This is a genomic window from Methylobacterium sp. J-077, from assembly GCF_022829365.1.
GTDB lineage: Bacteria > Pseudomonadota > Alphaproteobacteria > Rhizobiales > Beijerinckiaceae > Methylobacterium.
Map to the genome: position 1 here is coordinate 1 of NZ_JAKSYJ010000206.1, position 13,423 is coordinate 13,423.

Sequence of the window (13,423 nt, forward strand, 5' to 3'; positions counted from 1 at the left end):
GACCGGGACGCCGTGGTCGCCGAGGCCGGGCTGGCGGTGCTGCTCACCCCGGCCGCCACCTTGGGCGTGTCCTACACCGGCCAGATCGGCGCCCGCGCCCAGGACCACGCCGCCAGGGGCGCGTTCACGGTCAGGTTCTGACCCAGACCGCGGCCGCGGACGGCTCGCCATCGCCGCCGAGCCTGTCCGAGGTCGCCGAGGGCCCGTGCCAGGACGCGTCAGGACGCGTCAGGGCTCTTCATGGCTCTTGGAGACGGACGATCGCCCGAGGTCGTCGGCTCTGAACCCGCGGCGGGCGGGACGCTCCGGCGGCCGACCTGTGCCGGTCGGATGCCCCAGCTGCAGCGCTGCGCAGGCGCGGATGGCCTGCCGGCCGATGGCGCGCACGGACGGCGACTTCCTCGACCGCGCCCGGTTCGGGTGGAGACCAGAGAGAGGCCCTGGGGCGTTGCCGGGGCCCTCTCTCGTTTCAGGGCGCCGGCCGTGATCTTGCGGCCCGGCACTATCGGATATGTGGTGCCGTCGCCCTCGTTGCGGACGCTATGGACTTCGGAACGACGGACGCCGCCATAGAGGATGTCGAGGGCGACATCGTCGACGCACAGGTCAGGGCGCGGGATTTGTTAGGGCGCCAGCGCATCCTCGAAGGACCGCGCCCCGTAGCCCGAGACTGGAGTCGTCAAGATCCGTTCGATGCCGGTGTCAGGTGTCGATCCGATCGAAGTTGCATCGCCACGCGTGGCACGGTCATCGCGGGACGAGGGCTTCAGCCCATGAAATGCCAGGCTGCCTCGGCCGTGTTTCGTCCTTCGGGCAGCTTGCCGTCGGGCCGGAGCACGACCTCGTCGATCCGTGCCTTCTCCGAGTGGTCCAGGGCGAGGTCCCGCTCCTTGACCGCGGCGGTGTGCTCGCCCTTGGCGAGGTGCCGGGCCGAATGCCGATAATGGGCGGCGGCCCGCTCATGCTGATGGGCAGCCTTCGCGCAGGCTCGTTCCATCTCGGTCATCGACATCGTCAAATCTCCTCGCAGAGCGCGTTCCGACGGTCCCGTCCAGGCCGTCTCAGTTGTGGACCTGCGACTGAGCCATCTCGCGGCCCCAGGTGGTCCTGGCAGCCTCGCGGGCGGCGCGTGCGGCGTTCGCAGTGGCCGTCGCGGCTCTCACGATGGACGCGCGCGCGCCGGAGGCCGCCTGGCGCATCGCCGCCACGTTCGCGCTGATCGAGACTGCGACCGCATCTTGGGATTTGTGGACCGCCAGCTGGGTCGCCTCGACGGATTTCCGTGCGGAATCGGCAGCCTTGCGCATCGCGGCGTTCGCCGCGCCCCCCGCAGCTCGGTTGGCTTCGGCGATCTTGGTCTCGGCGCGGGTGGCGGCCTCCGCGGCGTCGGTGGCGAGTTTCCCGATCGCGTCGGAGGACTGCTTCGGAGCATCCTTCAGCGCCGCCTTCGAGGCCTGCATCGCAAGCCGGGCCGCCTCATGGGCGGCATCGGCGGCTTGGCTCGCCTCGCGCCCAGCCTCCCGCATCGTCGCCGCGGCCCCCTCGGAAGGTGCCATCGGCGTTTGCGCGATTGCCGTGGTCATCGTCGACAGTGCGAGGACCGTCGCCGTCAGGACCGTGATCGTTCTCATGGGACATCTCATTCATCTGTCGGGGAAAGGCAGCGGCCGTTGGCCGGTCGATGCGGCGAGGCTCAGTCCGTCCCTGGGGTCTTGGCGGCGGCGCTCCAGTAGGCGTCCGCCTTCGCGGTCTGCTGGGCGAACGGCTCCGCCTTCGTGAACCGGCCCTCGGTGATCCGCGGGGCCTGGTCCATGCCTTCTTTGCTCGTGTCGAGGACGAGGATGTTCAGGTTCGGCGTGACCTTGAACTGGTCCCAGGGGACGGCGATGTGACGCTCGCCGAGGCCGAACACGCCGCCCCGGGCGACGACGAGGTAGGCGATCCTGCCGCCCTCCGGCCCCATGACGATGTCGTCGACGCTGCCGAGCGCGACGTTGCCGGCGGTGCGCACCTCGCTCCCGAGCAGATCGTCGGAGCGAAACGCGGTCATGCGCGACGCGACCGGCTTGGCGAGCGCGAGTTCCTGCTTGCGGAAGCCGAGGGCGTTCGCGACCCGAAGATCGCGGCCCTGCAGGTCCGTTTTGTAGGCATCGTAGCTGGCCCGGATCTGGACCAGCACGTCCTCGCAGGGCTGCTGCCTGCCGTGGCGTGCCAGGATGTCGGCGCCGGCCAGCAGGACCCGGACCTCGTATCCGGGGCGGGCGCTGGCGTAACGCATCATCGCGGACGCGGCGCCCATCGCCATGCCGGCGTCGGACCCCAGGCTGCCCGCCCAATACCCGCCGAGCGGGTAGCCGTAGCCGTAGCCCGATCCGCCGAGCCAGTATCCGTCCTTCTCCATCCGGGCGTCGAAGACCTTGAGATGGTCGAGGCAAACCTGGGCCGGCTTGTCGTCCGTCTCCGTGAGCGGACCGACTTTCGGCTCCTCTGCAGCACGGAGGGGGCTTGCGAGGGCGAGGGCGGTGCAGGCCCCGAACGTCAGGGGGCGGATGAGGCGGCGCATGGAAGGTTCCTCGGTGGGATGGGTAGGCCGCGGGCGTTCGTCAGACGATGGTGAGGTCGTTCTCGACGATGCCGACGCCCGGGGAGCTCCACGCCGTCGTGGCGGCGAGCCGGCGCTCGTGCTCGGTGTGGACGCTGCCCGTGAGACGGACGTGGTCGCCCTAGACATCGATCCCGACGCGCTTGGGATCGAAGAACCAGGAGCGCCCCAGCGCGACCTTGATGTCCTGGGCGATGTCGTGGGCGTTGGCGCGCGGCTTGATGGTGATCCGGTTCGAGAGACCGACGACGCCAAGCAGCGACCGGACGTCGATGGCCGCGGCGTCCTTCTGGAAGTTCCAGTCGACGGCCCCGTCCAGGCTCACCCATCCGTCCTGCACCTGGGCCGTGATGGTATCGGGAAGGATCGCGGCGTCCCAGTCGAGCCGGTTGAGGACGGCCGCGGCGATGTCCTCGTCGGTGCGCCGATGCTCGAACGGCAGGTCCACCGCGATCTCCTCGGCGATGGCCTTGACCCCGTTGACCCGGCGGGCGGCGGCCTCGGCAGCGTGCTTCTGGGCGAAGCTGGTCACGCGCCCGGTCAGGGTGACAATGCCGTCCTTGGCCGTCACGGCGAGATCCGTCGCGGTCACGCTCGGGTCCCAGGCCAGCTCGGCGGCCACGTCCTGCGTCAGTCTCTCGTCGGTGATCATGATGGCTCCCCCTCGTCGGTGCGATCCGGACGGCGGGTGGGCCGGTGGATCTGCTCGACGGCAAGCTAGCGTCCCGGCCCAATACATGCGCCCAGCAATTATGAGATTTAGCTATGCAAGGACGACCCGACCGCTGGCCATGCCAATGATCATCAATCCGGCGATGACTGCGGTGGAGTTTTTTGTCGTCAAAATTTGATTTGGATCAAACCAGATCATGCCGGCGAACCCCCGCTGGTGCCAAGGGCGCGGCGAATGTCGATATCGGTCGCGCGACGCCGAACGGGTCAGACGCCCACGCCTTGAACGTCCTCCTCGTTCGAACCCGTGGGTTGGAGCACGTGGGCGAGCGCGTGGATGCTTTCCGTGATGTGTATCAGCACCGTCCGTATCCTCGGCGTGTCGCGGTTGTCCTTGTGGACCAGCAGCAGGATGTCCGCGCTGGGCGGCTCGGTCGGCACCTCCATGCGGATCAGCCGAGGTTCCTCGTCGCCGCGGAACCGGGCCAGGCAGGCCAGCCCCCCGCCGTTGGCGGCCGCAAGCACGGCGGCCTCGTGGCTGCTCGTCTGCAGGACGACACGGGACATCGGGGCCATCTCGGTCAGCCAGGCCGACTGCGTCATCTCCTGGCTGTCCTCCATCTGCGTGATGAGGTGGTGGTCAGGGCAGCCCTCCTCGAAGTTCAGTTCGCCGCGCTCCAAGATGTAGTCCGACGTGGCGTAGAGGCCGAAGGCGATGCCGCCGATGCGCCGCACCACGAGGTCGTGCTGCTCGGGCTGCCTCATCCGCACGGAGACGTCCGCCTCGCGCATCGCCAAGCTCAGCTCCCGTGGGTTGGGAATGAGCTCGATCATGATGTCGGGATGCCTGGCATGCAGGCTGGCGAAGCTCGGTGCCAGCAGGTGCGCGGCCATGGTCTCGGCGCAGGTGACCCGCACCAGCCCGCGCAGGCGGGTATCGCGACCGGTGACGTCCCGCTCCAGGGCGAGGGCCTCGGCCTCAAGCCGCTCGGCCTTCTCGCGCACCTCCTCTCCCGCCAGCGTCGGCACGTAGCCTTCGGGGGTGCGGTTCAGCAGGCGTACCGCGAGGGTCGCCTCCAACGTGTTGAGGCGTCGGCCGACCGTCGATTGCGAGACATGGAGCACCCGGGCGGCGGCCGACAGACTCCCGTGCCTCACCAGGGCCAGGAAAAATCTCAGGTCATCCCAGTCTAGCATTCGGCGAACCTCGCCAATTCTGCGGCCCTCGTCGTCATATTTGGTGACCTCATCGGAGGCCCAAAAGCCTAAACTAGAAAATACGAGATGCATATCGAGCAAATATTTCCGCCCGAAAGTCGGTCGGGATGAGATGCTAATCAAGAAATGGAATTTCGCATGGCTAAGCTACCCCACACGCCCGACATCCCGAAGCCGTCCCTCGTGAGCAAGCGCGAGCTCGACGTCGTCGTGGCCAAGGCGAAGGCCGATCCGACCGCGGTCCGGACCCTGCGGTGTCGCACGGTCGCGCAGGGGCGGCTTCACCAGCTCAACTACATCCGGAACCTGCCACCGCAGCCGGTGATGGAGGACGAGCCGGAAGGCCTGCTCGGCGAGAGCACCGCCCCGAACGCCTCCGAGGCCCTGCTCGCCGCCCTGGGATCGTGCTTGTCCATCGGCATCCACGCCAACGCCCTGTCACAAGGCATCCCGATCCGCTCGCTGGAACTCAACGTCGAGGCCGACATCAACATGACCTCGGTCTGGGGCAGCGGCGACCTTGGCCCGAAGACCATCGGATTCGAAGTCATCCGGGTTTCCGTCAGCATTGATGCGGACGCATCGCGAAAGGCTCTGGCGGCGCTGATCAAGCACACGGTGCTGTGGTCACCGGTGGCCAACACCCTCCACAACCCGGTCCACCTCGACGTCGCCCTCGCACCCATCACCCTCGGCTGAAGCGAGGACGGACATGACCGCGACCTCGTTCCTCTTCGCGATGGGACACCGTTTCGTCCGGCGGATGGGAGAACGAAGGGGACCGATCCCGTCGCTCGGACCAAGGCCCGATCCGGAAGCGCTCGACGAGCGGGACCTCGACCGTCTCGTGACGGAGGCGAAGACCCATACGGTCGCCTTGGCGCTGAGTGAGGAACGCCTCCGCTTCACCCAGGAAGCCGGTCGCATCGGATCGTGGACCCTCGATCTCGCGACGATGTCGCTCGACGCCTCGGAGGGCTGCAAGGCGAATTTCGGTCGCGACCCGAACGCCGCTTTCACCTACGAGGCCTGGATCGCGGGGGTCCATCCCGATGACAGGGCACGCATGAAGGCGGCGGTCTCGGACGCCATCGCGGGGCGGACCCGATACGACCACGAGTTCCGGATCACCTACCCGGGCGGCGCGATCCACTGGATCCATGCAAGGGGACACGCCTCCTACCGACCGGACGGCACGCCCCTGACCATCGCCGGCATCTCGCTCGACATCACCGACCGCAAGCGCGTCGAGGATCACCGCGACCTGCTGGCGAAGGAACTGGCCCACCGGGTCAAGAACACCCTCGCGACGGTTCAGTCGATCATCCGCCATACGCTCAGGACATCCGCCTCGCTTGAGGATGCCGAAGCCACCCTGGATGCCCGCATCATGGCACTGGCGGGCGCCCACGACGTGCTCATCCGCGACACCTGGGAGGGCGCGACCCTCGCCGACGTCGTCGCTGTGACCCTGCGTCCGTTCGGGGCCGAGCAGGCGGATCGGTTCAGATCCGAGGGACCGACCGTGCACCTGACGTCCCGGGTGGCACTCGCCTTCGCCATGGCGCTGCACGAACTAGCCACCAACGCGGTCAAGTACGGCGCGCTGTCCATGGATGACGGGAGCGTCCTGCTGACGTGGAACATCCTCGACGGGGTCGGCTCGGACCGGCTGCGCTTCCGCTGGCAGGAGTCCGGGGGGCCCCTCGTCGTTCCGCCGACCCGGACGGGCTTCGGCTCCCGCATGATCGAGCGCGCGTTGGCCATCGAGATCGGCGGGGCTGCCGACATCGCGTACCACGCAGCCGGCATTCACTTCACGGCCGAGGCGCCCCTGAACGGCATTTCCCGGGATGGCTGACCGCAATGCGTGCGTCCTGGGCGCCATGCCCTGCAAATCTGCACCTCCGGTCGCCGCATTCGGTTCCGTTCCGTGTCGTCGCGGGCGCGTTGTCCCGATGCGACGCCCAACGTCGGCAGCCCAAACCGGGAGGTGACGATGTTCGAAGCCGACGCCTACTCCGATCTCGCCAGATCGGTCGTGACCGTTCGTGACCGGGCAAGCGACGGCCGTTCCCGGGACGACGTGTCGGTCAGGTTGGCCGCCGGTGTCCTGCAGTGCGCCTTCCGGCTCGACGAGGAAGCACGCGATGCCTTCCCCGATCTCGCTCGGCAGCAGGAGGGGATGCAGGCCACCGACCGCTGGAGGGGCAGCTGAGCCGAAGTCTCCCACAACGTCTTCGACGAGACCGCACCGAACCGGAAGGACAGGCCCATGTCGATCCATTCAATCCCGGTCAGGCCCGTACCCTTCCCGGCCGTCGCGCCTGCGTACCAGTGCGACGGCGTCGACAAGGTCCGTCTCATCAGCCTGGCAACGGACCTGCCGCTGGCGGAGCGCGACGCGCTGGAGCCGCTGAGCCGTCGCGTCGCCCTCGACCAGAAGCAGACCCTTTACGGACAGGACGAGCCCGCGGTCTCGGTCTTCAACGTCACGTCCGGCGCCCTTCGCCTGTACCGCATCCTTCCTGACGGACGACGCCAGGTCACCGGGTTCGCCTTCCCCGGGGACTTCCTCGGGCTTTCCATGCTCGACCGGTTCGCTGTCTCCGCCGACGCCCTTGGGCCAGTCACGGCATGCCGCTTCGAACGGCTGGCCTTCATGGACCTGCTTCGCGGGCAGCCCGGCCTGATGATGCACCTGCACGAGATCATGGGACATGAGCTGTCCCGGGCCAAGGACATGATGATGCTGCTCGGGCGGCGGACCGCGGACGAGCGGATCGCGACGTTCCTGATGGGACTGCAGGAGCGATACGTCCGGATCGGGCGGTCCTCGGTCACCCTGGAACTGCCGATGGGGCGTCTCGACATCGCCGACCATCTCGGCCTGACCATCGAGACGGTAAGCCGGACATTCTCCAGGTTGGACCGGGACCACTGCATCCTGATCGTGCCGGGCGGCGTACGCCTCGTGGACCATGACCGCCTCGCACGGATGTCGGCGCATTGATCCTCCCGCGCGAGGCCGCCTAAAGGCCCGGGGGGCGCACCGGCGGTCGCTTGATGTCCTGCCAGCGAGACCGCGCGCCGGACGTGCCGGGGGCCTGCACGGTTCCCGTGTCGACGGGGTCCCGTGGGCGGATATCGCCCGGTACGACCTCCTCCGAATGCGGCATGTTCGGGCCGTTGGACCCGGCCTGGTCGCCCGCCGTGGGCGCCGCCCGGACCGTCGTCGCGACCAGAAACGCCCCCAGGGCGGCGAGCATGGTCTTGCGTGTTCCTGACATTGTCCGGGCTTCCTCATCCCCGGGACGCCGGTTTCGGCCGCCCCACGTGATGGCCAGCATGCGCGCGACACCACCAACGGACTTTGCGCTGGATCAAGGACGCGACGGGCCCGGGGAATAGGGTTCGCTCCATCGGCACGGACGGAACGAGCCGTTGCCGGGACAGCCATCGGCGGTCGCCAGCACCGGAAGTCTTCGCTGTCGCGATCCGGCTCGCCCAGGCGACGGCGGCGGCCGGATAAATCTCCCACCATCGAGGAAACGCACCATGACCATGGACAAGACCTTGCAGACCAACGTCCTCGCGGAACTCAACTGGGAGCCGAGCGTCACCGCCGCGCATATCGGCGTCACCGCAAAGGACGGCATCGTCACCCTGACCGGGCACGTGCAGAGCTACATGGAGAAGTACGCCGCCGAGCGGGCCGCCGGCCGCGTCAAGGGCGTGCGCGCCGTCGCCGAGGAGATCGAGGTCCGCCTCCCCACCCATGCCCGCAGGAACGATGACGAGATCGCGGTGGCGCTCCTGCAGCGCCTCGACTGGAACGTCTCGGTTCCCGACAAGGCCGTCCAGGTCAAGGTCGAGAAGGGTTGGGTGACCCTCACCGGCGCGGTCGACTGGCAGTTCCAGAAGGAAGCCGCGCAGCACGACATTCGCGGCATGCTTGGCGTGGTCGGCATCTCCAACTGGATCACGATCAAGGAGCGGCCCAGCGCGGTGAGCATCGGCGCCGATATCACCAAGGCGCTGCACCGGAGCTGGTACGACCCGAAGACGATCAACGTCAGCGCCAGCGGCGGCACGGTCCACCTGACCGGCACGGTGGACACTTGGTACGACCGGCAGATGGCCGGTTGGACAGCCTGGGGTGCTCCCGGCGCCACCACGGTCGAGAACGACATTCGCGTCGTCTGAGGCCGCCCCGAACCTCGACGCATTGGGCGGTTCCCTCGCATCGCCCGATGCGACCGCCCTCAGGAGCGCCCGATCGATGATTCAGACCCGGATACACGGCCACGACCGGACCACCCTGGCCCTGATCTTCAACCATCCGACCAGCGAGAACCTGGAATGGCGGGAGGTCGTGGCCTTCGTCGACCGGATCGGGAGCACCCAGGAGAAGCCGGACGGGAACTGGACCCTGCGCCTGGGCGGTCGCATGTGGACCTTCCCCCAGCCGCCGCACAAGGACATGGACCCCCGCGAGGTCGAGCGGCTGCGGCACCTGATGCAGGGAGCCGGCCTGTCGGCGCATTCCACGGTGTTGCTGACGCCCACCCCGGCCGCCTTCGAGTCCGACGCCCTGATCGTCGTCGACCATCACGAGGCGCGGATCTATCGCCTCGATCCCGCAACCATCGGTGACACGACCGAGACCACCCTGCGGCCGTACGATCCCCGCGGGCACATCCATCATCTCGCCCACAAGGAAGGCGGGACCTTTCGCGGTCAGCGCGCCCCGGAGGACGTAGCCTTCTACGAGGGGATCGTCGCGTCGGTGAGGGATGCGCCGCGCATCGCCATCGTCGGCCACGGCACCGGCAAGAGCAGCGCGATGTCAGTTCTCTCGCGGCGCCTCCGCGAGCACCATCACGAGACGCAGGGGCGCGTCGTCGCAACCGCGAACGTCGATCTTTCGGCGACGACGGACGGACAATTGCTGGCGCTGGGACGCGAGATGCTGAACCGGGACGAGCTGTGATGACCGCAAGCCTTTCCACACGGCCCGACGGCGACCTGACGCTGGACGAAGCCTCCGGGGTCGTCGGGCATGCCATCGCGGAGGCCCGTCGCCTCGGGGTCGCCGTGAGCGTCGCCGTCTGCGGCGGCCAGGGCCGCCTCGTCGCCTTCTCGAAGATGGACGGCGCGGGCTGCATGACCGCACGCGGGGCCATCGGGAAGGCCGTGGCCTCGGCGCTCTCGGGCGAGCCGAGCGAGGTCCTGCGCAGGCCCGGGGAGGCCGTCTGGACCTCCTTCGTCGAGGCTGAAGGGACAGCGGCCTTCCACGAACGTGGCGGCGTTCCCTTGAGACGGGACGGCGCGCTGATCGGCGCCGTCGGGGTTTTCGGGGATGCATCCTCGGAACAGGACCTCGCCTGCGCGACCGCCGGGAGCTACGCCTTGCGGTCCGCCGACACGGCGGCGGACGGTGTCCTAGCCTCCTCCACCGAGCGCCCCGTCGTGACCGACGATGCCCCCTGGATCGGCGGCCGCGAAGCCGAGCACAGAGACACGTCTCGGAGGCTTCCTTCGTCCGATGTCGTACCTCGAGGCACGACTGCATCGCCAGGGCCAGGTCGATCCCCGCGTCCTGTGCAGGGCCTATCGGGCCCGGAATGATCTGCCGGACACGTGACACCCGCCGGGAGCGTTGCAGTACTAGGGATGACTCGTCGGTCCGGCGTCGAGGCGTCGCCAGGGCGCCTGCAGGCTGGCCGTCTATCCGGACGGGAAAAAGATTCCGTGATTGGGCCCGGATCAACATGCCGAAGCACGCGCGGCGTGGCCGCAGCTCAATAGGTCAAGGTCGCCCGGGCGCCCACGATCGTGGCGTTCCTGATCCTCTGTCCGCTCGGATCACGGGGGTCGGCGACGTTACCACCCGGGTGAAAGATGTATTGCAGGTTCGGCTGCACCGTGACGCCGGGCGCGAGCACGACCTGGTAGGTCGCCTCGACGAGGGCCTCGAATCGGCGGCGCGGCGTCGCGTTGCCGGTCGCCAGGATAGTGTCCCGGTCGAACCCCCGGGCCGAGGGAGAGACGCGGGCAAACGAGACGGCCACGCCCACCGTATCGTCCGAGCGGTTCGGCAGGAGGCCGCGGTAGCCGACGCCCGCGTCGAGGTAGAGGTCGATCAGGTTGCGGTCGCCGGGCGAGCCCACGGCGCGCACGAACACGCTGGCGCCCTCGTCGTCCTTGTCCGGCTCCCGATACACGGTCTGGTCGATCATGCCGTAGAGACCATCGTTCCCCCGGAACCTGCGGGCGACGCCGCTCGACGCGGGATCCGCGAGCGAACGGCCGGTATTGTCGATCCGCAGCGAATCGAAGCGCCCGAAATGGTGCCAGCCACCGACCGTGATCGTCCCGGGCTCGTCCAGGAGCGCGCCATTCCGGCCCCGGCTCGCGAAGTTGTAGGCGTAGGCCGCCTCCGCGATCAGGAACGGCGGGTCGTCCAGCCGGAAATTCGTTCCGGTCCGGTCGCGCCGTTGCGGATCCGGGTCGTTCCAGGCGCGCGCCGGACCGGCAGGATCGCCGTCGAACAGGCCGACCTGGAACGAGAGGTTCGCGTTCGGGAGGTATTTCACCCGGATCGCCGGCGCGCCGAACGGGTAGGCCGGTCCGCCGCTGGGCAGATTCGTTCCCGCGATCGTCGGCCACCCGAACGTGGAATTGATGAACAGCGTCGCGGTCTGGCTGACGAGGAACTCGGTATCGGCCGCGACCTGGCCGATCTTGATCGCCAATTGGTTGTCGAGGAGTTGCTGCTCGACCCACAGCTCATAGAGGCGGGTCGCGGGAAGGGCCTCCAGTTCGCTCACCACGGCGAGGTCGCTGACGGCGGCCCTGCTCAGTCCCGCCCCGTTGATCTGGTAGGCCTCGACCCGGAACGCGGCGCCGCCCCAGCCGGCGAGCCTGTCGAGGTCGGCGTCGAGCTGCATGTCGAGGCGTCCGATGACGGTGGCGGTCCGACGGGTGCCGCCGCTCGTGTCGCCCAAGATGTCCGCGATGGCATTGAAGCTGTAGATGATGCCGTGATCCGAGAGGAATCGGCGCAGGCCGGTCGGGTCTCCGGCTATCCCCAGGGACGACTGGATCGAGGTCGTGGCGACGGCCGAGGGCTTGCCCGAAACCTCCGGCTGGGCGACCGACGTGCGCGGGTCACCGCCTGCACCGGTGTTCAAACCTTGGGCCCGGCCGCCGGAGGGAACGACACCGCACAGGACGGAGACGGCGCATGCCGTCCGGATCAGGCGTCCCAACCGCCTCGGACCTTGTTCCGTACCTGCGGACCCGACGCGGCTCGGGCCCGGGGTACCGCCGGCCGCCACGTCGAGGGCGTGCCCCGAACCGATGTCCCGTTTCCCAAGCATGCACGCTCGCTGCCGGCCCGCACGTCGGTAAGGGCCCGGCACCCTACGGCATGGAAGCTTTTCGGACGAGACCAAAGGAACATCCGAATGCCAGGCCCCCCCTGCCTCGAACGCGAGGCGCTCGCCAACCTCCGGGACGTGTCCGATCCCTCTAAACCGTACAGGGCCCGTCACACGCGGCACGTCGGATCGGTCGGATGACGACGTTGCCCGATGACGGCATCAGTTCGCCTCCTGCCTCAGTGTCCGCCATCGGCATGGTCCGACGTCTCGGACCCGGCCTGATCACCGGGGCTGCCGATGACGACCCGAGCGGCATCGCGACCTATTCCCAGGTCGGCGCGCAGTTCGGTTACGGCCTGGCCTGGACCATGCTGTTCAGCTTGCCGTTCATGGTCGTGATCCAGGAAATCAGCGGGCGCATCGGGTGCGTGACCGGCCGCGGCATCGCGGCGAACCTGCGCCGGCACTATCCGTCCTGGCTCGTGCGCGCCGTCGTGGCGCTGCTGCTCGTGGCGAACGTCGTCAATCTCGGTGCGGATCTCGGGGCCATGGGCGCGGCGCTCACCCTGCTCCTGGGCGGTAATCCGAGGCTCTACACCGTCGGATTCGGCATCCTGTGCGTCGTCGCCGAGATCTTCATCCCCTACGCCGCCTATGCCGGGCTGCTCAAATGGCTGACGCTGTCCCTTTTCGCCTACGTCGCCGTGGTGTTCTCCGTGCGCGTCCCGTGGGACGAGGCGCTGCTCGCCACCTTCGTCCCGCATCTGCGCTTCGATACCGTCCACGCGACGGCGCTGGTGGCGGTCCTCGGGACCACGATCAGCCCTTACCTGTTCTTCTGGCAATCGGCGCTGGAGGTCGAGGATCTGAGCAGGCGCGGAGCCCGTCCGCTCTGCCGCACACCGCGGGACTCGGGCACCCAATTCCTCCGTATCCGGACCGATACGGTGGTCGGGATGGGCGTCTCGAACGTCATCGCCATCTTCATCATCTACGCGACCGCCGCCACGCTGCACGCGAACGGGGTCACGGACATCCAGACCTAGGCGCAGGCGGCCGAAGCCCTCAGGCCGATCGCCGGTGTCTTCACCTTCGCACTCTTCGGTGCCGGCATCGTTGGGACGGGCCTGCTCGCGGTGCCGGTGCTGGCGGGATCGGCCGCCTATGCAATCTCGGAAGCCTTCCAGTGGAGCGGGGGCCTCGACCGCCGCCTGAGGCAGGCCAAGGCCTTCTACGCGACGCTCTCGGTGGCGACCCTGGCCGGAGTCGGCCTCAACTTCACCGCGCTCGATCCGGTCAGGGCTCTGTACTGGGCCGCCGTCGTCAACGGCATCCTCGCCGCCCCGGTCATGGCCACGGTGATGCTGGTCGCCGGCAACGGCCGCATCATGGGACGTCTGACCCTGTCGACGCCGATGCGCGTCGGTGGCTGGCTGGCCACCGCGATCATGGTCGTCGCCAGCGTCGGCTTCTTCGTCCTATGAAGATGCCCCGTCCTGCACGTTCCGGCCGCCCCCCGTCCTCGCTGCATCGATTTCGGCGG

14 protein-coding genes and 1 pseudogene are annotated in these 13,423 nt (G+C 68.4%); 8 read left to right on the forward strand and 7 right to left on the reverse strand.

Features of this window, described 5'->3' with window-relative positions:
- Positions 1-766: 766 nt before the first annotated feature.
- The 5 genes from MKL11_RS24280 to MKL11_RS24300 form a co-directional block, all read right to left on the reverse strand.
- The gene (locus MKL11_RS24280; protein ID WP_243947997.1) at positions 767-1,012 is read right to left on the reverse strand and encodes a hypothetical protein; all 246 of its coding nucleotides are present in this window, start codon (positions 1,010-1,012) and stop codon (positions 767-769) included.
- Positions 1,013-1,061: 49 nt separating this feature from the next.
- Positions 1,062-1,631 carry a hypothetical protein gene (locus MKL11_RS24285; protein ID WP_243947998.1) on the reverse strand — a complete coding sequence of 190 codons (570 nt, stop codon included), beginning with the start codon at positions 1,629-1,631 and terminating at the stop codon, positions 1,062-1,064.
- 62 nt (positions 1,632-1,693) lie between these two features.
- Complete coding sequence (locus tag MKL11_RS24290) at positions 1,694-2,563, reverse strand: PRC-barrel domain-containing protein (RefSeq protein WP_243947999.1); 870 nt, start codon at positions 2,561-2,563, stop codon at positions 1,694-1,696.
- A 160-nt stretch (positions 2,564-2,723) separates the two neighbouring features.
- On the reverse strand, positions 2,724-3,254 hold the full coding sequence (locus tag MKL11_RS24295) for a BON domain-containing protein (RefSeq protein WP_243948000.1): 531 nt from the start codon (positions 3,252-3,254) through the stop codon (positions 2,724-2,726).
- Between the two features lie 287 nt (positions 3,255-3,541).
- On the reverse strand, positions 3,542-4,471 hold the full coding sequence (locus MKL11_RS24300; RefSeq protein WP_243948001.1) for a LysR family transcriptional regulator: 930 nt from the start codon (positions 4,469-4,471) through the stop codon (positions 3,542-3,544).
- A 159-nt stretch (positions 4,472-4,630) separates the two neighbouring features.
- Here MKL11_RS24300 and MKL11_RS24305 point away from each other — a divergent pair, with 159 nt between their 5' ends.
- From MKL11_RS24305 to MKL11_RS24320, 4 genes are all read left to right on the forward strand, one after another.
- Entirely contained in the window at positions 4,631-5,191 is a 561-nt protein-coding gene (locus tag MKL11_RS24305) for an OsmC family protein (RefSeq protein ID WP_243948003.1), read from the forward strand.
- A 13-nt stretch (positions 5,192-5,204) separates the two neighbouring features.
- Positions 5,205-6,353 carry a sensor histidine kinase gene (locus tag MKL11_RS24310; protein ID WP_243948005.1) on the forward strand — a complete coding sequence of 383 codons (1,149 nt, stop codon included), beginning with the start codon at positions 5,205-5,207 and terminating at the stop codon, positions 6,351-6,353.
- Positions 6,354-6,491: 138 nt separating this feature from the next.
- A complete protein-coding gene (locus MKL11_RS24315; RefSeq protein WP_243948006.1) occupies positions 6,492-6,710 on the forward strand; it encodes a hypothetical protein in 219 nt (72 codons plus the stop codon).
- Positions 6,711-6,767: 57 nt separating this feature from the next.
- Positions 6,768-7,505 carry a helix-turn-helix domain-containing protein gene (locus tag MKL11_RS24320; RefSeq protein WP_243948007.1) on the forward strand — a complete coding sequence of 246 codons (738 nt, stop codon included), beginning with the start codon at positions 6,768-6,770 and terminating at the stop codon, positions 7,503-7,505.
- Positions 7,506-7,524: 19 nt separating this feature from the next.
- On the opposite strand, the gene MKL11_RS24325 is transcribed toward MKL11_RS24320, so the two are convergent.
- A complete protein-coding gene (locus MKL11_RS24325; protein WP_243948008.1) occupies positions 7,525-7,782 on the reverse strand; it encodes a hypothetical protein in 258 nt (85 codons plus the stop codon).
- A 268-nt stretch (positions 7,783-8,050) separates the two neighbouring features.
- Here MKL11_RS24325 and MKL11_RS24330 point away from each other — a divergent pair, with 268 nt between their 5' ends.
- From MKL11_RS24330 to MKL11_RS24340, 3 genes are all read left to right on the forward strand, one after another.
- Positions 8,051-8,698, forward strand: a complete 648-nt coding sequence (locus MKL11_RS24330) for a BON domain-containing protein (RefSeq protein ID WP_243948009.1) — start codon at positions 8,051-8,053, stop codon at positions 8,696-8,698.
- 76 nt (positions 8,699-8,774) lie between these two features.
- The gene (locus MKL11_RS24335) at positions 8,775-9,485 is read left to right on the forward strand and encodes a hypothetical protein (RefSeq protein ID WP_243948010.1); all 711 of its coding nucleotides are present in this window, start codon (positions 8,775-8,777) and stop codon (positions 9,483-9,485) included.
- Entirely contained in the window at positions 9,485-10,123 is a 639-nt protein-coding gene (locus MKL11_RS24340) for a GlcG/HbpS family heme-binding protein (protein WP_243948011.1), read from the forward strand. Before MKL11_RS24335 ends, MKL11_RS24340 begins: the two co-directional genes overlap by 1 nt.
- Positions 10,124-10,296: 173 nt before the next feature.
- On the opposite strand, the gene MKL11_RS24345 is transcribed toward MKL11_RS24340, so the two are convergent.
- A complete protein-coding gene (locus MKL11_RS24345; protein ID WP_409565908.1) occupies positions 10,297-11,727 on the reverse strand; it encodes a carbohydrate porin in 1,431 nt (476 codons plus the stop codon).
- Between the two features lie 407 nt (positions 11,728-12,134).
- On the opposite strand from MKL11_RS24345, the pseudogene MKL11_RS24350 reads away from it, so the two are divergent.
- A pseudogene (locus MKL11_RS24350) lies at positions 12,135-13,364 on the forward strand (NRAMP family divalent metal transporter).
- Positions 13,365-13,423 lie beyond the last annotated feature (59 nt).